Here is a 19,386-nt window from a genome sequence, read left to right on the forward strand (position 1 = left end):
TCTTTGAGTTCCGTGAAGCGAAGAGCAACTAAACAAAGATCACGTCATTGCGGCATGAGCCTTGCGCGAGTTTCTCGCTACCCAAGGCCAGATTGAAGAATGATGCCAACGCGGTGCTTTCGCCACGGCCAGGCTAGCGGCTGGAAGCCGGCAGCAGCTTCAGCATTTCTTCGATACGATCCCGGCAACCACCGCACCCGGTCCCGGCACGGCAGCTCTCACCGACCGCAGCCACGGTGTCGCACCCGGCCTCGATGGCGTCACTGACTTGACCATAGGTGGCCCCGGAACAACGGCACAGCTGGTCCTCTGCCCCGGCCGCCGACGCCTGCGAATCCTCAAAGGGCGCATCCAAACGCAACAGCAAGGCCGGATCCGCCGGCAGCGCGGTGCCGCGTTCAAAGTTCAGTGCAAGTTCCGCCCCGGTGCGCGGCAGTCCCAGGGCCAGGAAACCGGTGGGGACCCGGTCGCGGGAAACAATCTTCAAATACTGCCCACTCGTCGGGTCTGCATACACGGTGACCTGCTGGTCGGGATCTTGGAACAACCCCACCTGAACGGTACCGGCCGCTGTGAGTTCCAAACCCTGGCCCTTGAGCATCAGGATGTCGCCGCCGTGGGCTTCCGGGCCGGGAATGCTGCTTAGATCAGGGGCCGGGCCTGCCGGATGCGGGGCTGGATGCGTGAGCAGGAATTGAGCCAACCAACCTGCCTGGGCCCACCCTGGGGCCAACAGCCCCGCGGGGCGTTGACCGGCCACCTGGGCGCAGTCGCCAATGGCGAAGATCCGCGCACTTGAATCAGCCATGAGCTGTTCATTCACCATGATGCCGCTGCCGGCATTCAGCCCGCAGCCTTCGGCGAGTTCGGTGCGTGCCCGCACACCGGTGGACAGCAGCAAGGCGTCCGCCGGAATCGGCCCGTGGGTCTCGGTGGCCAACGCGCTAAAACGGCCCTGGTGTTTGACGATGCCGGTGGCGCGTACCTCGGAAAGCACACTGACCCCGGCCGCCTCAAGTTGCCGCATCAGCAAGGTTCCACCGTCCAGATCCACCACCCGGCCCAGCGGGGTCGGACCGTGGTGCACCAGCACCGGCTCATACCCGGCACTGGCCATGGCCAACGCGGCTTCCAACCCCAGGATGCCGCCGCCAAGGACCAGCACCCGGCCTCCGCCACGCAGCAGAGACTGCATCTGCAGTGCGTCATCCAGGGTGCGCAAGGCAAGCACCCCGGCGGGTAACGCGGTGTCCGCATGCGGGTCGAAGTTCAGCCCGGCAAGGGACGGGATCACCGGACGGGCCCCGGTGGCGAAGACAAGCCGGTCGTAGGGGAGGTGCCCGTCGCCGGTATGCACCACCCGACGGGCCCGATCCACTCCAGTCGCGGCAACACCCAGCCTCAGATCAACCCCCGCGGCACGCAGCCGCGACTCGTCGGCCATGCTCAGGTGTTCGGGCTTGGCCGCGCCGATGGCCACCTCGGCCAGCAGCACGCGGTTGTAGGCGGCGTGCTGCTCGCCGCCCAACACCGTCAGCTCGCAGTCGCCGGAGAGGACCGCAGGCAGCATTCCTTCAATCAGGCTTGCGGCTACCGGTCCGAAACCGATGATAACCAGTCGTTCACTCATGGCGCTCCGATCGGGGAGAGCATCACCGGTGCATGTTTGAACTCGGGCATAAAGCTTTCCGGGTCCACCGCATCACCGGTGAGCAGGTTGGCGTTCTGGGTCTGGGGAAAATGGAAAGGCAAAAAGACGGTGTCCAACCGGATGCCGGCATTCAAGGAGGCGATGGCCTCAACCCGGCCGTGGTCATTTTCCAAAACCACCGGTTGTCCGTCGTGAATTCCATGGGCCAGCGCGGTGTCCGGGTGGATCTCGGCCAAGGCTGCCGGCGCAGCCTCCAACAGCTCGGCGACCCGGCGGGTCTGGGCCCCGGATTGGTAGTGTTCCAGCAATCGGCCGGTGACCAGCGAAAGAGCCCCGGGTTTCTTTGAGTCCTGTGTGGTGTGCACCGGTTGCGGGTACACCGGAACAAGTTTTGCCTGGCCGTCGGCATGGGCGAAGCGATCAAGGAACAGTCGTGGAGTGCCCGAGCGCTCGCCGGGAAGCTGGCTGATGGGTGAACCGTCCGGGCACGGCCAATAAATGGCGGCCCCGGCATCCAGGTCCAAGTAGTCGACCCCGGAGTAGTCGGCGATTCCGCCGGCCGAGGCCCGGCGCAGTTCGTTGAACACCTCGCGCGGATCGGCGCTGAAGCCGCCCGGCGAGCCCAGACGGGTGGCAAGTTCGGCCAGCAGCCACAGTTCGCTGCGCGCCCCGGCCGGGCGGGGCAGGGCCGCCCGGCGGCGCAAGACCCGGCCCTCCAGGTTGGTCATGGTGCCTTCTTCCTCTGCCCACTGCAGGACCGGCAACACCAGGTCCGCCTGGGCCGCGGTCTCGGAGAGGAAAAAGTCGGCAACCACCAGGTAGTCCAACCGGCGCAGCGCCTGCAGCGTGCGGTTGGCGTTGGGGGAGGAAACCACGGGGTTTGAGCCGTGCATGAACAGCATGCGCGAGCCGCCTGGTTCACCCAGGCTCGCCAACAGCTGCGAGGCCGGAATACCCGGTCCCGGAATGGTCTCAGGGTCAACACCCCATACCGCGGCCACGTGGGCGCGGGCCGCCGGGTCGGTGATCTTGCGGTACCCGGGAAGCTGGTCCGCCTTCTGCCCGTGCTCGCGGCCGCCCTGTCCGTTGCCCTGCCCGGTAATGGTCCCAAAACCCCCGGCCAGCGTGCCCGGCAGGCCCAGGAGCAGGGCAAGGTTGATGGCGGCGCTGACGGTCGCGGTGCCGTTTGCATGTTGCTCAACCCCTCGCCCGGTGAGGATATACACCGGTTTCCCGCCGGCCTGGGCACAGCGGGCGGCGGCTGACAAAACCCTGGCGGTCTGCCGGATCACCGCGGCCGGAATGCCGGTCTCCGCCTGGACGCGTTCGGGCCACCAAGCGGCCAGCGAGATGCGCAGTGCCTCCAGCCCGGTGGTGCGGGCCTCAAGGTAGCCGGTGTCGGCCAGGTTCTCGGCCAGCAGCACATGGGCCAGGCCCAGCAACAGCTGCAGGTCCGTGCCGGGGGCCGGCTGCAGGTGGGTGTCTGCCAGTTCGGCGGTGGCCGAGCGGCGCGGGTCCACCACCATCAGTCCGCCGTGATCCCGGGCGGATTCAAGGTGCCGCACAAAGGGCGGCATGGTGTCTGCGACGTTGGAGCCCAACAGCATGATGGTGCCGGCCCGGTCAAGATCTGCCAGCGGAAACGGCAAACCGCGGTCCAGCCCGAAGGCCTTGTTGCCGGCCGCCGCCGCCGAGGACATGCAGAACCGTCCGTTGTAGTCGATGCGTGAGGTGCCCAGGGCCAGCCGGGCGAACTTGCCCAACTGGTAGGCCTTCTCATTGGTCAGCGACCCGGAGCCGAATACCGCTACGGCGTCTTTTCCATGGGCCTCCTGAACCTGATGCACTTGCTGCACCACCAATTCAAGCGCCCGCTCCCAACTCACCGGGTGCAGCACCCCGTCGGTTCCACGCTCCAGCGGGCTGTGCAGCCGCTGGGGATGATCCAGCAGCTGCGCGGCGCTGTAACCCTTGCGGCACAGCGCCCCGCCGTTTGTTTCAAAGTTGCGTCCGCTCAGGTCAACCCGGTCGTTGCGGTGCTCCAGGGTGATGCCGCACTGCAGCGCGCAGTAGGGGCAGTGGGTTGCTACCGCCATGTCAGGCCCGTCCCGCGAAGCCCGAACCTCGGCGTACGTAGCAGAACCAGGTCACCGCGAACAGCAGTGCGTACAGTCCAACAAACACTCCGAAGGCCGGAACATAGGAGCCCAGCTTGGATAGGGACAGGCCCAGCACCTGCGGGATCAAAAAGCCTCCGTAGGCGCCGATGGCTGAGATGAGGCCCAGGGCGGCCGCGGCGCTGCGCGCTTGCTCTGCCGGTGAGCGTCCTTCGCGTTTCCCGGAGAGGGCAAAGACAGCAGGGATCATGCGGTAGGTGGAACCGTTGCCCAAGCCGGCCGCGGTGAACAGCGCCAGGAACAGCAACAGGAAGACAACAAAGTTCACCTGTCCCAAGCTGAGCATCAGCGCCAGGGTCAGCACCGCCATGACGGCAAATGCGGCCAGGGTGATCCGTGCCCCGCCGAAGCGGTCCGCCAGCTGTCCGCCGTAGGGGCGGGCCAGGGAACCGACGAGCGGGCCGAGGAACGCCAGGGAGATGATCGCGGTGCCCAGTTCAAAGGAGGAATATTCGATGAAGGTATCGGCAAGCAGCTTGGGGAAGACCGCGCAGAAACCGATAAATGAACCAAAGGTGCCAATGTAGAGTCCGGCGATAATCCACAGGTGCTTCTCCCGCAGGCAGGCCAGCGCGCCACGCACATCGCTGCGCGCATTGGACAGGTTGTGCATGTACTTCGCCGCGCCGGCCGCTGCCAGCAGGATCAGCGGAATCCAGATCAGGCCGGCCATGGGAAGCTGCAGCGATCCGGCGGCGAAAATGGTGATGGCGATCGGCACCAGCAGCTGCGCGATGGCCGCTCCCAGGTTGCCGCCGGCGGCGTTCATCCCCAGCGCCCAGCCCTTCTGGGCCGCGGGATAGAAGTAGGTGATGTTAGCCATCGAGGAGGCGAAGTTGCCTCCGCCAAATCCGGAGAGCCCGGCCAAGGTCAACATGATCCAGAACGGAGTTTCCGGGTTTGCGGTGGCAAAGGCCAAACCGATCACCGGGATCAGCAGCAACAGCGCGGAGATGATGGTCCAGTTCCGGCCGCCGAAGCGGGCCACCATGAAGGTGTACGGGATACGCAGGGTGGCGCCGATCAGGCTTGGCATGGAGATCAGCCAGAAAAGCTGGCTGGTGCTGTAGTCGAATCCGGCGGCCGGGAGATACACCGCGAGGATCGCGCACAGCTGCCAGACGGCGAAACCGAGGAATTCGGCGAAGATCGACCATCGCAGATTGATGGTGGCTGTTTTCTGACCCACGGCCTTCCAAAACACCGGGTTTTCCGCGTCCCAGTTCTGGATCCAGCGGCCACGGCTGATTTGCAGTTGGTCAACGACGGGGCTCAGTTGGCGGGATTGCGTGCTCATACGAATCGGTGCCTTTCACTCGTGGATGTTATAGAGCATTCCAGAGCGGTATTTCTCCAAGGTGCGCGCGGTGTTGCGCCCCAGGGAATTTAAATTAACGACCGGCATCGCCTTGGTGAGAGATCCACGCAATCTGTTGGAAACCAGAACGGGGCAAGCGCCGAAGAGCACAGCAGTAGTAGCACCCGCGCTGCCCAGTTGAACAACCTTGAGGCAGGCCATGCACCGAAAGATGAGCTGACTACGCAAGACGCAATTTCTGAGCCACAGCACCGGTCCGGTCGTAGAATGAGTGGGGGAGAGGAGAACACAGATGTGGCCGAAGAAGAAGAAGGTTGAGGAGGAGATTACTCCGCCGACAACCACGGCTCGCGTGGTCAAACTCGGGGGCAATTATATTGTGCTGAATGAGTACAATGAGCCGCTGACTGAAAGGTACCCCGCTGACAGTTTTCATTTCATCGTGGACGGGGCAAAGGCCGCCTATCGGCTGGCTACTTTGGACGGTAAGCGGCCAAGTGACGCGATTATCGCATTGGCCAATTACGTTCCGCCCGGACGCAAAACGGCCTAAGAACAAAGCCTCGTCGCACTACGGTGCTCAGCTCTGGCCAGGTGCCCACTCGGTCGAAGTTAACCCCAAGTTAACCTGATGTTTTATTGCTGTTTGGCGTTTTGCTGTCTGCGGATCGTGACCGCGTGAAACCCGTCGCATCGGGGAACTTTCACATCATCTGAAGCGTCTTTAGGGCAAGAGCGGCATTCTTCTTGTCGCGGCCGGAACGCTAGGAGAAAACTGATGGCGATCTTCAACAAACTTCTGAACAAGGGTAAGCAGCTCGCGGGCGATTTTGTCCGGGAACAGATGAATCAAGGTAGCTCGCAGGGGAACCAGAACCAACAGCGAGCCAGCCAACAGGGCGCGCAGCGTGGATATGAGAACCAGAACCAGTATGCGCAGCCGCAGCAAACCCAGGCCCAACCGTCTACGCAGGGGAATCAAGCGGTTTCGCGCGAGGACCAGGCCGCGATCGAAAAATACCGTTACATGCTGCGTACCGCTCCGCCGCAGGACATGGAGCGCGCACACGCTGAGGCGTTCGCCCGGTTGACGGTGCAGCAGCGCGAACTGCTGCACAACGAACTGTCTGCGCAGCTGCCGCCCGCCGAACGCCCTGCCACCGGTGCGCCGCAAGACCTGGCACGTGCCGCGACGCGCGCCGAGGTGTCGCGTCCAGGTTTTATGGAACGAATCCTTGGCCAGGGCGGTGGCCGCAAGTCCATGGGCGGACTGGCCGCCGGTGCCGGCGGACTGGGAATCGGTTTGCTCGGTGGTGTTGCCGGAGCCTTCATCGGCACCGCGATTGCCGGTCCGCTGCTTGATGGTTTTGCCGGGATCGGCGAGGACCTGGGCTCAATGGCTGATGGCCTGGGAGATACCGTGGCCGGAGCCGGCGAGCAGCTTTCGGCAGCCGGTGAAGGGTTGGGTGAACAAGCCGGTGGACTGTTCGACGGTCTTTTGGGCGGCGCCGGAGATATCTTCGGTTCCGACTCGGACTTCACCGACTTCAAGTTCTAGACGCTTAAACAGGTTTCGCCCCGGAAATTCCGGGGCGAAACCTGTTTAAAACCCGTAGAACGTTACTTCTTGAGGTGGTCTACCAGCTGAGAGGCAATGCCGTTGTAGGTACCCGGGGTCAGCGACTGCAGGCGCTGCTCTGCTTCCAAGGACAATCCAAGCTCGCCCACAAATTCCTTCAGGCGGGCGGCATCCACGCGGTGGCCGCGGGTCAGGTCCTTCAACCGCTCGTAAGGGTTGTCCATGCCTTCAACACCGGCAATCGCCTCGGCGCGCATCACCATCTGGATTGCCTCGGCAAGAACTTCCCAGTTGTGATCCAAATCGTCGGCCAGCACTGCCTCGGCAACATCCAGGCGGTCAAGACCCTTGGCCACGTTGGAGATCGCCAGCACCGAGTGGCCGATGGCCGAACCGATGTTGCGCTGCGAGGAGGAGTCGGTCAGGTCGCGCTGCCAGCGGCTGGTCACCAGGGTTGCGCCCAGGGTATCGAGCAGGCCGTTGGAGATTTCAAGGTTCGCCTCGGCGTTCTCGAAGCGGATCGGGTTGACCTTGTGCGGCATGGTCGAAGAACCGGTGGCGCCGGCCACCGGGATCTGCGCGAAGTAGCCGATGGAGATGTAGCTCCACACGTCGGTGCACAGGTTGTGCAGGATGCGGTTGAAGCGGGCGATATCCGCGTACACCTCGGCCTGCCAGTCATGCGACTCGATCTGGGTGGTCAGCGGGTTCCAGGTCAGGCCCAGGTGCTCAACAAAGCTCTGGGAAATCTGCTGCCAGTCGGCATTCGGAACCGACGCGTAGTGGGCGGCGTAGGTGCCGGTGGCGCCGTTGATCTTGCCCAGGTACTCGGTTTTCTCAATACGATCCAGCTGGCGGGTCAGGCGCCATGCCAGCACTGCCAGTTCCTTGCCCAGGGTGGTTGGGGTGGCTGGCTGGCCGTGGGTGCGCGAAAGCATCGGCACCTCGCGGGATTCCTCGGCCATGGTGGTCAACTGCGCCACCAGGTCGCGGGCTGCTGGAAGCCATACCTGGCTTACCCCGCCCTGGACTCCCAGGGCGTAGGAGAGGTTGTTGATGTCCTCTGAGGTGCAGCCGAAGTGAACCAGCGGCTTGAGCTGGGCAATGCCGATGGCCTCAAGACGGTTGGCGATGTAGTACTCGACAGCTTTCACGTCATGGACGGTCACTGCCTCGATCTCGGCCAGTTCCTGCACGGAATCGGCGTTGAAGTCGGTGACGATCTTTCGCAGGGCCGCCTTCTGCTCATCGGTGAGCGGGGAGGTGCCCGGAAGGACCGAGTTATCGGTCAGGTGGATCAGCCATTCAACTTCAACGTGAATGCGATCGCGGTTCAAGGCCGCTTCGGAAAGGTAGTCAACCAGTGGGGCAATGGCCGCACGGTAGCGTCCGTCAAGGGCGGTCAACGCCAGGGGTTCATTAGCAAGGGAAGTGCGCGCAATCTCAACCATGCCCCTATTCTTTCATCCCTTGGCACCGCATCACACTTTTTACGCTCGGCCCCAATCCACATTCCGTGCCCGGTGCCCTGCACGGTGCACACTGTGGCGTCATCCTGAAGGCTCGCGGGGATGCCAGACGGGGCAAAACCCAAGCGGCGGGGAGTTGCATCATGATGTTTCAAGCGACACTGGATTCGGTAGCCTTCCAGCTTTCCGATGCCAAGGAAACCACCAGGTTTGCGATCCAGCAGCTGTCGCAGATCACCGGGTTGACTTGGAGATCTGAGGCTGGACGGGCGTTCGCTGGGCAGGTTGAGGAGCTCAACGGAAGGCTGAAGGTCCTTGCCGGGGTGCTGGTGGACGCCGAAGCGTATTTGGCGGTGGCCACAAATGAAATTCGTGCCCTTGAAGCCCAGATCAATGAACAGCGGATGGCTTCCTGACCATGGGGTATGACGTCAATTACAACGCCGTGGATTACGCGGACTCACGAGCCATCGTGGTGGCTGTTTACGCTCGGCTGCAAGAGATGGCCGCGGACCTGATACGTGCGGCACAGCACACGGCGCGGTGCGAGGACGAACTCAACGTGCAGTGCAGTATCGCGGGCATCGGAGCTCGCGGCTACAACCTGGCGGTACTCGCCGAGCATTTACGGGTGGCCTACCAGCACACCACCGAGGCGGTGATTGCTGCGCGGCGGCTGAACGAGCGGGTCAGCGCGGCTATCGAAAACTATGAGTCGGCCGAAGCTACGGCCCAGAAGCTGATGTTGTCGGTTACCTGGTTGCAGACGGTCGCCGATTTTTTCACTGAAACGATGAACAACGAGAGCCGGCCACCGACACAGCAGATGGAATCCCTGCTGCGCTTACTGATGCTGATCAACCCGTGGAGCATTCTCCGCCCAGAGTCCAGCACCGAGGAACTGGTGACCGAAACCAGTACAAAGCTTGGCGAAGCCCTTGGACAGGCGGACCCTGAGGGGCGCTTGGAACTTACCCGCCGGCAACCACCCGAGCAGCTGCAACTGGACGGAAGCCTGGATGACTATACAAAACTCCACCGCCTGCTTTACGACGGAGGAAGCCAGGAGCACAGCAAGTTCGTGATTGCCCAGGTGGAGCCGCGCACGTACGTGGTGGTGATTCCCGGGACACAAGATGGCTTCGGGGGACCAAACCCCTTCGATTCCATGGGGATTGTGGATGGTTTTGGCCGGCAGTCTGAGAACTATGCCGAACCGATTGCCGAAGCCTTGGAGTATTCCGGGGCTGGCCCCGGCGACGAGGTCATCTTGACCGGATACTCGCAAGGTGGAATCCATGTGACGAACCTTTTGAACAACACGTTGCTGCGCAAAAAATTCACCCTGACTCGGGTGCTGACCCTCGGTTCGCCCATTGGCGGGATTCCAGTGCCGCCGGAGATCAAAACGCTGTCACTGGAAGATGCCAAAGACATGGTTCCCGGAACCGACGGACGGCCGAACCGTACCTCGCCACGACAGATGACGGTGACCTTCGACGGACCCCGCGAGGAAATCAAAAACTCATTGCCCCAAGACGGAGTCTTCGGCCCTCCCCATTCACTGACAAACTACGAAGATCACCTGAGGGAGTTGCAAGAGAATCCAGCACCAGAGGTGCGCAAGCAGTTGGAGATGTTTTTACTGCCGCCGGGGCCACTGGTATTCCGCCGTTTTACCCTGCAACGAAAACCTGCCGAGACAAAAAACAAACCGCGCGACGAAAAGCCGCACGGCACCAAGAAACGACCGGAGCCGTTGGATCACCTGATTGCCCCGCCACACTAGGTGACAGGGCTACCCAGGAGGCTAGCGACGGTCGCTGCTGACAAATAAACCCAGGACCGCGGAGACGATGGAGATGATGATGGTTCCCATGATTGCGTCCCACCAGAACTTGTCGATGATCAGCTCCGCGGGAATGAACTGGGTAATCCATCCGGTCAGGGCCAGCATCAGGGCGTTCACCACGATGGTGAACAATCCCAACGTGAGGCAGGTAATCGGAAGGGAGAGGATCTGGATGATTGGGCGGACCAAAGCATTAACTAGACCGAAAATCAGCCCGACAATCAGGTAGGACATCACCAGGCCTAGGGTGTCGTCGCCAACGGCGTCAATGTGGATTCCGGGCACAATCCAGACGGCAACGGCAAGGGCCAGCGCATTAACGATGACTCGAATCAAGAAACTCATGAGAAAACTGTCGCACACAAAGCTGAGTCGCAGATGAAAACATAATCACCTTTCCCCACATCCGGGGACTACGCTGGGGTTTATGACTGAGAATTCTGTGCCCCAAGACCAGGTGCAGCCGCGATCCATCGTTGCCCGCCTGCCCAAGTACGCCGCCGGAAAACCACCGGTACAGATTCAGGGACTGAGCTCGTTCAAGCTGTCCTCCAATGAGATTCCTTTTGGTCCGTTGCCACAGGTACGCCAAGCTGTGGTCGAGCAGGACGCGTTGAACCGCTACCCAGACCCGTTGAGCACCGAACTGCGGGTGGCCCTCGGTGAATATCTGGACGTTCCAGCTGATGACATCGTCACCGGTGCAGGTTCGCTGGGTGCCTTGGTGCAGATCCTGAACACCTATGCAGGCCAGAACGAAGACGGAATTCAGGACGAGGTCATTTTTGCATGGCGTTCCTTCGAGGCCTACCCGATTCTGGTGCAGACCGCTGGCGCGCTTCCGGTCCAGGTTCCGGTGCTTGCCGATGGCCGCCACGACCTGGAAGCCATGATCGAGGCGATCAACGAAAACACTTCGGTGATTTTGCTGTGCACCCCGAACAACCCGACCGGTCCGATTCTCACCCAGGCCGAGGTTGATGATTTCATCGCCCGGGTTCCGCGTAACGTGTTGATCGTGTTGGACGAGGCCTATATCGAGTTTGTCCGCGACCCGCAGTCCGTGGACGGAGTGAAAACCTACAAGGCTCATTCGAACGTGATTCTGCTACGCACCTTCTCCAAGGCGCATGGTTTGGCCAACCTCCGGGTGGGGTACTCGGTGTCTCATCCCGAGATCACCAGCAACCTGCGGGTGATCGCCACTCCGTTTGCGGTGTCTTCCGTCGCTCAAGACGCGGCGATTGCCTCTTTGAAGCATATTGATGCGGTGTATGAGCGAGTTGATTCTTTGGTTGCCGAACGCGAACGAGTGGTGGCGGCCCTGCGCCAGCAAGGGTGGGTCTTCCCACAAACGCAGGCGAATTTCGTCTGGCTTCCCCTGGGGAAAAACACGGCCGCATTTGTTGAACGCGCCGAAGCCCAAGCGTTGTCGGTGCGTGGATTCGCCGGTGAAGGGGTGCGGATCTCCATCGCAGAGGCAGAAGCAAATAATCGTTTTATCGAGTTGTGTGCACAGTCTCTCGATTTGGCGCAGAGCTAAGAGACAGTGTTTTCTCGCGTTTTTACAGGCAAATCCTATAGGCTTGGATATTAGACAAGCCGCTATATGTCCCATGCGGAATGTATTCCGTGTGGGACATATTTATGACCGGAGGAAGATTTATGACGCCTGCTGTGACCGAAGTCGGGCCGAAGGATCCGGTGCAGATCCTGACCCCCGAGGGCCAACGCCTGCCCCATGAAATCTATGACGCCTACCTGGGTGACGTGGATGAGGACATGCTGCGTGGTTTCTATCGTGACATGGCGCTGACCCGCCGGTTCGACCAGGAGGCCACCGCGTTGCAGCGCCAGGGGCAGTTGTGCCTTTGGGTTCCGCTGCGCGGCCAGGAAGCGGCGCAAATCGGTTCGGGTCGCGCCACCCGTCCCAGCGACTACATCTTCCCGACCTATCGTGAACACGGGGTTGCGTTAACCCGCAACGTATCGTTCTCCGAGATGTTGCGCCTGTTCCGCGGCATCTCCGGCGGCGGTTGGGACCCACGGGAGAACAACTTCCACATGTACACCATGGTGCTCGCCGCTCAGCTGCCGCATGCCGCCGGTTACGGCATGGCGCTGAACATGGAACAGCACGGGTGGGACGAACAGAAACTTGCTGAACAGGGCAACGCGGTAGTCGCCTACTTCGGCGACGGTTCCTCCACCGAGGGCGAAGCCCACGAATCCATGGTGTTCGCCAATTCCTTCAACGCCCCCGTGGTCTACTTCTGCCAGAACAACCAGTGGGCCATTTCCGTGCCTTTCGAGGTGCAGTCAAAGGTGCCTTTGGTTGAGCGTGCCGCCGGTTACGGCATGCCAGGCATCAGGGTGGACGGCAACGACGTGTTGGCCGTGTTGGCCGTGACCCGGTGGGCGTTGGAACACGCGCGCAGCGGCAAGGGCCCGGTATTTATCGAGGCAGATACCTATCGGCTCGGTGCGCACACCACCGCCGATGATCCGACCAAATACCGAATGAGCGAAGAAGAAGCCCAGTGGGCTCCGCGCGATCCGTTGCTTCGTCTCGAAGCGTACCTGCGCGAAAACGACATCGTGGATGACGCATTTTTTGAGCAGCTGGCCAAGGACGCGGATCAGATGGCCAACACGGTCCGTGAAGATGCCATGGCCTTCCCGGTGCCACCGCTAGCCAAGTCCTTCGAGCAGGTGTACGCCGAAGCCCACCCGCTGATCCAGGAAGAACTCGCCTGGCACCTGCAGTATGAGGCAGGATTCGCAGATTCCGGAGAAAACCTATGAGCACCATGACACTGGCCAAAGCCATCACCGCCGGCCTGGACAAGGTGCTGGCTTCTAATGACAAATCCCTGCTGATGGGTGAAGACATCGGCAAGCTCGGCGGGGTGTACCGGGTGACCGACGGCCTTCAAACCAAGTACGGTGCGCACCGCGTGATTGATTCGCCGCTGGGTGAAGCCGGCATCGTGGGCACCGCGGTGGGTATGGCCCTGCGCGGGTTCTCGCCGCTGGTGGAGATCCAGTTCGACGGATTTGTGTTCCCTGCCTTCAGCCAGATCACCACGCAGCTGGCCAAGATGCACTCGCGCTCCGAAGGTCGGCTGACCGTCCCGGTAGTCATCCGCATCCCGTACGGCGGCGGCATCGGTTCCATTGAGCACCACTCGGAATCACCCGAGGCGCTGTTCGCCCACACCGCCGGGCTGCGCATCATCACCCCGTCCAACGCCAATGACGCGTACTGGATGATCCAGCAGGCAGCCGCTTGCCAGGATCCGGTGATCTACTTTGAACCCAAGCGCCGCTACTGGCTCAAGGGCGAGGTGGACACCGAAACCCCGGCCTTGGACGCCTTCAAGGCGCAGGTGGTGCGCGGCGGTGAAGACGCCACAATTGTTGCCTACGGCCCACTGGTTCCCGTGGCGCTGGCCGCCGCGGAGGCCGCCCGCGAGGACGGGCGATCCGTTGAGGTAATCGACCTGCGCTCGCTCTCACCCATTGATTTTGACACCATCACCGAATCGGTCCAGAAGACCGGGCGGCTGATTGTCACCCATGAGGCTCCGACCTTCGGCGGCCTGGGCGGGGAGATCGCCGCACGGATCACCGAACGTGCATTCCTTTCCCTGGAAGCACCGGTGCTGCGTGTGGGCGGATTCCACATGCCGTATCCGATCTCCAAGGTTGAATCGCAGTACCTGCCAGACATCGACAAGCTGCTCGAAGCGCTCGACCGTTCCTTCGCCTACTAGGAGTCGAATATGACCGTTTTTAACCTGCCCGATGTGGGCGAAGGATTAACCGAAGCCGATATTGCCTCCTGGAAGGTCGCCGTGGGCGACACCGTTGAGGTCAACCAGGTGTTTGTGGAAATTGAAACCGCTAAGTCCTTGGTTGAATTGCCTAGCCCCTTCGCCGGGGTGGTCACCGCGTTGCATGCCACCGAGGGCGAAACCGTGCTGGTGGACCATCCGCTGATCACCATCGATCAGGAAGGCAACAAACCAGCACCCACCGGCACCCCGGAGCCAGCCGAGGCCTTGGCGACCGCGGCCCCCGTGGCCAGCGAGGAGCCTGGCCCGCTGGTAGGCTCCGGCCCCACCGCGGACTCCTCGGTGCGCCGCGAGCGGACCAACCGGCCGACCCCGTCGGCGGCGCCTGCTCGTCCGGCCGTGCGCGCTTCGGCCATTGCGGACACCATTTCCCGCCGCGCCGCCTCCTTGGGCAGCGCGGTGACCCGCGAGGTTGACCGCGCCAAGCCGGCCATGGCCAACTTTGTCGACCGGGTCTTGGCTAAACCTCCGGTGCGGCGCCTGGCCAAGGAACTGGGAATCGACATCAATGATGTGGTCGGCACCGGCACCCAGGGCGAAATCACCCGCGAGGATGTCAACAGCTACCAAGCCCAGCGCGAAGCCGAGCACGCGGCGGCGCCAACCTACTGGGCCCACGGCCAGCTGGCCGATGCCCGGGTGGATCGCACCGCGGTCCGCGGGGTACGCAAAGCCACCGCCAAGGCCATGGTGGACTCCGCGTTCACAGCCCCGCACGTCTCCATTTTTGTCGACGTGGATGCCAGCCGCACCATGGAGTACGTGCAGCGGCTGAAGAAGTCCCGTGACTTCGAAGGCATCAAGGTCTCCCCGCTGCTGGTGCTGGCGCGCGCCGTGATCTGGGCCGCCGCCCGCAACCCAAGCGTGAACGCCAGCTGGGTGGAAACCCCGCAAGGTGCGGAGATCCACCAGAAACGCTTCATGAACCTGGGTATCGCCGCGGCCACCCCGCGCGGTCTGCTGGTGCCGAACATCAAGGACGCCCAGAACCTGAACATGAAGGAACTGGCCATCGCCCTGAACGAGCTGGCCACCACGGCCCGGGCCGGGAAAACCTCCCCGGAGGATATGCGTGGCGGAACGTTATCGATCACCAACATCGGTGTGTTGGGGATTGATACCGGAACCCCGATCATCAACCCGGGGGAGGTGGCGATTGTAGCCTTCGGCACGATCCGCCAAAAACCGTGGGTTGTCGACGGCGAGGTAGTTCCACGCTGGATTACCACCCTGGGCGGTTCCTTCGACCACCGCGTGGTGGATGGGGACTTGTCGGCGCGCTTCATGGCTGACGTCGCCTCGATCCTTCAGGAGCCTGCAATGCTGCTCGACTAATTGCGTGATCACAAGGCACCCGCCGACAGGCGGGTGCCTTGTCCAATTGGCGAGTGTCCCATTCAAGGGCCACCGGCCGAGATTCTCAGTGGATTTCGCCCCCCCAGCTTGGCGGGCGCCGACAACGGCCGGGTGGCACGGCAACACCGGCCATTAGTCAAACACCTGTAGAATAAGGGATATGACCCGACCGCTGCCACGGGGGAGGGCGCTGGTCGCAGGCCTGCTGCTCATCCTGTTCACCTGCCTCATTGCCCCGAATACCGCCATCGCCGCGACCCCCGCGCCTTCTGACGGGCCGGTTTATCCGGAAGCGACCGAGCCGAGTGCCGAAGACGATGAAGGCAGCGTTTTGCTGCCGACCATTTCGGCGCAGGAAGGCAATACCTACCTTGCGGTCACCGAGGCGGCGCAACCATTGGTTGATAATCAGGCGATCCTCGACGCGGTGCGCGAGGCAATGGGCGAAAGCAACGCGAAGCTGCTGATCGGCGTGGATAAAAAACCCAACAGCCTCAAAGGCGCTGGGCAATTGGTGCGCGGCATGCTGCTTTTCAGCGACACCTCCTATCTGGCCCTGGCCGATGACTGGCTGGAGAACGGAAAAACCCTGGGGTACGTGGCCGATGGCTGGATTGTCATCGGGGTGATGCTGCCCGAAGAAACCGGGGGAACGGTAGAAGTCGCGGTAGACGCAGGCCGGGACGTTAAGGGAAATCGTGAGCAGCTGGTTTCCTCCGGGGTGATCGCTTTTGCCGCGGGAGACTATACCGAGGGGATCAATCAGGTGGCGCTCACAGCGCTGGATGATTTGGAAGCACCCGCCGACCGCACCTGGATGATGTACACCGCGCTGGGTGTGCTGGGTGCGCTGATCCTTGCCGTGGCGGTTCGCGCGGTGAGCCTGAGCCTACGCCGCAAGGCAACCGCGGCGGCACAGCACCGCCAGAAACGTGCATCCGAACTGTCGCACGAACTAGCCGATTCGCTCAAGTCCCTGCGCATCATGACCCTGGCCGAGCCGGTTGGCCAGCTGGCGGAGCAGGCGCGCGGCGCACTTGGCGATGCAATTACAAGTTATCTCCAAACCGTTCAGGAACCAGACTCCACCAGCCCGACAGCGAGCGCTGGTGCACAGCCTGAGGTGAGTGGCGCGCAGCTTGAACGACTTGAGCGAAACACCGAACAGGCCCAACTGCTGACCCGAGGGTTGAAAGAATTCAATTCGCTGGGAAATCTTCGTGGTGAGCTTCCCCGGCTGATTTCTGCGCACCGGAAGAAACTCAACGAGGTAGCCGGATTGCTTGAAATTCCCGGAGCCGGAGAACTTGCTTGTGAACCAGAACTGCGCCGCATATTGGTGGTTCACACCTTGGCATTGGAGAAAGCAGGACCTGAAGACCTGGATGAGCTCTGGAAACTGTGGCGCGAACTGCATGAGGTCACCCACCGAGCGCTGCAACAGGCAGCCGCTGCCCGGGTGAAGGTCCCAGCGCAGCTGCGGGAATCACTGAATGCCGCGGCGGATACCGACGTGTTCGCTCAGATTGAAGCCGCATTGGCCGCGCCAACCGGGGTTCGGGCATGATGCGCCGCCCGTATTCCTGGGCAGCCTGGGCGGCGTTGCTGATGGCGTTGCTGACCACGCTCGTTGCCTGGCGCGCCTGGGTCGCATTGGATGTTAACGCCCCAAGCTATCCGGTGGAGCTGGTGGTCCAGGGGGATATTGGCTACGGCATTACCCAAGAGTCTGTTGAGGCGCGGTTGGCACAAGACCAGGTGACCGCCAGGGTGCCGCTGACCGTGGTGCTGACCGACCGCTATCTGAGCGGGGATGAAACCCTGCGTGGACAGGTTCCGCAGAATACCGTCATCACCAGCAGCCAGCTCGATAACCTGGAGCGGGTTGAGGCTGGTCGCTCACCGCAGGAACGGTTTAACGGCACCGCGTTCTCCCGCGCCTTGGCCGGGTCGGACGAGGATTTCACCGATCTGAGATTTGAGCTGGATGCGGCATTCCACGCGAACCTTTCGGTGGGCCACGGGCCGGCGGCCGCCGAACAGCTGGTGCGCGGTGCCGCGCAACTTCTTCCAGCAGACGGTACCCGTTCACCGGTTTTCTGGTTGGGCGCGGTAGGACTGTGCGCCATGCTCACCACGGTCTTCCTGAGTATTGCCCTGCGTCTTCGGACCAGCTTCTCCCGCAGGGAGCGGCGGTTCACCGCGGCCGGCCGTCGCCTGGCGCGAGTGGTCCTTGACCTTGAAGCATTGGAGGCGAGTTTCGCCACCACACCGAAGGCATTGCGTCCGTCCGAGTTTTCGCGTAGCTGGAACCGGTTGCAGACCGGCTCCCTGTATGCCGCCCGCCTTCAAGAACCGCTGCGCACGGCCCTAGATGCACGCCAAAGCGCACTCAGTCCCGCTACCGGTGTGAAACTTCAAGAATTTGAAGCCAAGACCCTTGAACTGACGGCGTTGGCTGATGCGTTGTTCGCCACGGGAACGGCGCTGAGTTTCAAGGCCGATTCAACCCTGGATCGGCTCAACCGTCCCATCTACGACTCGGCGACCTCGCTGCTGTTGCGGCTTCAAAACGCCCCGGGTGAGCTCGTCGCGCCCACGCTGGCTGAACAACTGCGCGAACAGCTGGGAATCCTGCTGGATAGCGCCAACCACCCGGACTCGCAACAAGCCATCAAAACCTGGGTGCATGCCGAACATGCGGTGGCGGCTACCGTCCGCCGGATTTGCGCGGGGCTGCGCCGGTTCCCGCAAGCCGGGGCGCCCGACGCGCCCCAGGTTCCAGACGAGCATCTGAGGCTGCGCGAAAACCTTGGTGTTAAAACCGCCAAAAACAAAACAGCCCTGTACGAGCTGTTCCGCGCCAACACCATGGCCCGCGCGATTCTTGGAAATACCTTGGACAGCGACACCCTGGGGCAAGATGCCTCCGCTGAATCAGCCTCGGGTATTCGTGCGCTGGAACAAAAGAAACCGACGGTCCGCACCGTGCTCGCCCAGCGGGCCCAACTGGTGGTGCTGGTTGCCAGCCTGGCGGTGTTGCTCGTTGCGAGCTTGATTGCCGCTGGGGTAATCACCGCGCACTACACCGACCGTCCCACCCGCAGTTACGACGGTTCGGGCCAGGGCATGACGCTGGAACTGGATGATCCTGCCGGGCTCATCAGTGAGGAAGATATCCGCCGGTACATGCACGCGGATTTCACCACGGATCAGCACCTGATCGTGGCGGTCAGGGATGCCGAGACGTATCTGGAATTTGTGGAAAATGAGGGTAGCGAATACCGCGACTCCACCGCCCAGAGTGTGCGTTCAACGATGTGGCGTATCAAGGATGAATTCGGGGATCTCATGGTGGATGGCGAACTGCCTGCCGGCCAGGCGATCATCCCGCTGATGATCACCAATGAGGGCAAGGGAATCGTGCCGGGCATCATCACCGGCGAGGTGTTGACCGGGTTCCAACGGCCCGACGGGGGCTGGCGATACGGGTCGATTTTTGAATCCGAGAATCCGACCATTGAGGTCGCCAACGCCGCCGAAGATTATGTTCAAACGTTGGCCCGCAACTCCTATGTGGAACAGGATTTCAGCACCGCGACACTCTTCTGGATCCTGACCGGTCTGATCTTTTTCACGGTGCTCAACGCCGTGCAGGCGCTCATCTTCCTGCTGGGTGCGACCACCCGAGTTTCACGTTTGGGACGCGGGGCTGCCCAGCTGGCCAAGGCAAAACGCCGCCTCGAAGGGCTTGCCTTGGGGCTGGACGACTCACAGCTTAATGCCGTGGCTGTGCTGGGTGCCCGCGGCTCGCGCAGCGCCGACGAAACCGGCCAACGCCTCTTCGAACGTGCGTTGGCCATGGCGTGGCGTGAGGCAGACGAACTCGAAACATTGCCACTGACCGAACGACTGCGGGCAGATTATGCGGCGCGTGCGGCACAACTTGAACGCCTTGCCGCCCTGTTGGAGCAGCGGGACACCGATGTTGCGCACCGGGCGTTGGAATTGGTCCGGGCTACCCGTGGCTAGGCTGTTCATTGCTCGACCGTGCCTGCGTCATCTGCACCGACTGCGGGCCGTGAACGACACGTGGACTAACCTGCCCGCGTGGCCAGGACATGGCG

At 62.2% G+C, this 19,386-nt stretch carries 15 protein-coding genes; 10 read left to right on the forward strand and 5 right to left on the reverse strand.

Features of this window, described 5'->3' with window-relative positions; all coding sequences use genetic code 11:
* Positions 1–133: 133 nt before the first annotated feature.
* Genes ACIOWL_RS04705 through ACIOWL_RS04715 form a run of 3 tightly spaced genes read right to left on the reverse strand, consistent with a single transcriptional unit; the run spans position 134 to position 5,125 of the window.
* Positions 134–1,630, reverse strand: a complete 1,497-nt coding sequence (locus ACIOWL_RS04705) for an FAD-dependent oxidoreductase (protein ID WP_400382183.1) — start codon at positions 1,628–1,630, stop codon at positions 134–136.
* Positions 1,627–3,747 (reverse strand): molybdopterin oxidoreductase family protein, encoded by a 2,121-nt coding sequence (locus tag ACIOWL_RS04710; protein ID WP_400382185.1) that lies wholly within the window; start codon positions 3,745–3,747, stop codon positions 1,627–1,629. Before ACIOWL_RS04710 ends, ACIOWL_RS04705 begins: the two co-directional genes overlap by 4 nt.
* A 1-nt stretch (position 3,748) precedes the next feature.
* Positions 3,749–5,125, reverse strand: a complete 1,377-nt coding sequence (locus ACIOWL_RS04715) for an MFS transporter (RefSeq protein ID WP_400382187.1) — start codon at positions 5,123–5,125, stop codon at positions 3,749–3,751.
* Positions 5,126–5,438: 313 nt separating this feature from the next.
* Between ACIOWL_RS04715 and ACIOWL_RS04720 the strand changes: the two genes are divergently transcribed.
* A complete protein-coding gene (locus tag ACIOWL_RS04720; RefSeq protein ID WP_400382189.1) occupies positions 5,439–5,699 on the forward strand; it encodes a hypothetical protein in 261 nt (86 codons plus the stop codon).
* Positions 5,700–5,924: 225 nt separating this feature from the next.
* Positions 5,925–6,704, forward strand: coding sequence for a hypothetical protein (locus ACIOWL_RS04725; protein WP_400382191.1), 780 nt, complete (start codon positions 5,925–5,927; stop codon positions 6,702–6,704).
* 62 nt (positions 6,705–6,766) lie between these two features.
* Here the strand turns inward: ACIOWL_RS04725 and purB are convergent, their stop codons facing one another.
* A complete protein-coding gene (purB, locus tag ACIOWL_RS04730) occupies positions 6,767–8,176 on the reverse strand; it encodes an adenylosuccinate lyase (protein ID WP_400382193.1) in 1,410 nt (469 codons plus the stop codon).
* A gap of 161 nt (positions 8,177–8,337) precedes the next feature.
* Here purB and ACIOWL_RS04735 point away from each other — a divergent pair, with 161 nt between their 5' ends.
* Entirely contained in the window at positions 8,338–8,610 is a 273-nt protein-coding gene (locus ACIOWL_RS04735; RefSeq protein ID WP_400382195.1) for a hypothetical protein, read from the forward strand.
* A gap of 2 nt (positions 8,611–8,612) precedes the next feature.
* Positions 8,613–9,983, forward strand: a complete 1,371-nt coding sequence (locus ACIOWL_RS04740; RefSeq protein ID WP_400382197.1) for a hypothetical protein — start codon at positions 8,613–8,615, stop codon at positions 9,981–9,983.
* A gap of 21 nt (positions 9,984–10,004) precedes the next feature.
* Here ACIOWL_RS04740 and ACIOWL_RS04745 read toward each other — a convergent pair whose 3' ends face one another.
* The gene (locus tag ACIOWL_RS04745) at positions 10,005–10,391 is read right to left on the reverse strand and encodes a phage holin family protein (protein WP_400382199.1); all 387 of its coding nucleotides are present in this window, start codon (positions 10,389–10,391) and stop codon (positions 10,005–10,007) included.
* Positions 10,392–10,473: 82 nt separating this feature from the next.
* Here ACIOWL_RS04745 and ACIOWL_RS04750 point away from each other — a divergent pair, with 82 nt between their 5' ends.
* The 6 genes from ACIOWL_RS04750 to ACIOWL_RS04775 all read left to right on the forward strand — a co-directional run bounded on the left by ACIOWL_RS04750 (position 10,474) and on the right by ACIOWL_RS04775 (position 19,291).
* On the forward strand, positions 10,474–11,589 hold the full coding sequence (locus tag ACIOWL_RS04750; RefSeq protein ID WP_400382201.1) for a histidinol-phosphate transaminase: 1,116 nt from the start codon (positions 10,474–10,476) through the stop codon (positions 11,587–11,589).
* Positions 11,590–11,711: 122 nt separating this feature from the next.
* A complete protein-coding gene (locus ACIOWL_RS04755) occupies positions 11,712–12,851 on the forward strand; it encodes a thiamine pyrophosphate-dependent dehydrogenase E1 component subunit alpha (protein WP_400382202.1) in 1,140 nt (379 codons plus the stop codon).
* Entirely contained in the window at positions 12,848–13,822 is a 975-nt protein-coding gene (locus ACIOWL_RS04760; protein WP_400382204.1) for an alpha-ketoacid dehydrogenase subunit beta, read from the forward strand. The genes ACIOWL_RS04755 and ACIOWL_RS04760 overlap by 4 nt, the downstream gene beginning before the upstream one ends.
* A 9-nt stretch (positions 13,823–13,831) precedes the next feature.
* Positions 13,832–15,238, forward strand: coding sequence for a dihydrolipoamide acetyltransferase family protein (locus ACIOWL_RS04765; RefSeq protein WP_400382206.1), 1,407 nt, complete (start codon positions 13,832–13,834; stop codon positions 15,236–15,238).
* 181 nt (positions 15,239–15,419) lie between these two features.
* Complete coding sequence (locus tag ACIOWL_RS04770; RefSeq protein ID WP_400382208.1) at positions 15,420–16,826, forward strand: hypothetical protein; 1,407 nt, start codon at positions 15,420–15,422, stop codon at positions 16,824–16,826.
* Entirely contained in the window at positions 16,823–19,291 is a 2,469-nt protein-coding gene (locus ACIOWL_RS04775; RefSeq protein WP_400382210.1) for a hypothetical protein, read from the forward strand. The genes ACIOWL_RS04770 and ACIOWL_RS04775 overlap by 4 nt, the downstream gene beginning before the upstream one ends.
* The last annotated feature ends 95 nt before the right edge of the window (positions 19,292–19,386 follow it).

The sequence above is a fragment of the Glutamicibacter sp. NPDC087344 genome (assembly GCF_044744225.1).
Lineage (GTDB): Bacteria > Actinomycetota > Actinomycetes > Actinomycetales > Micrococcaceae > Glutamicibacter.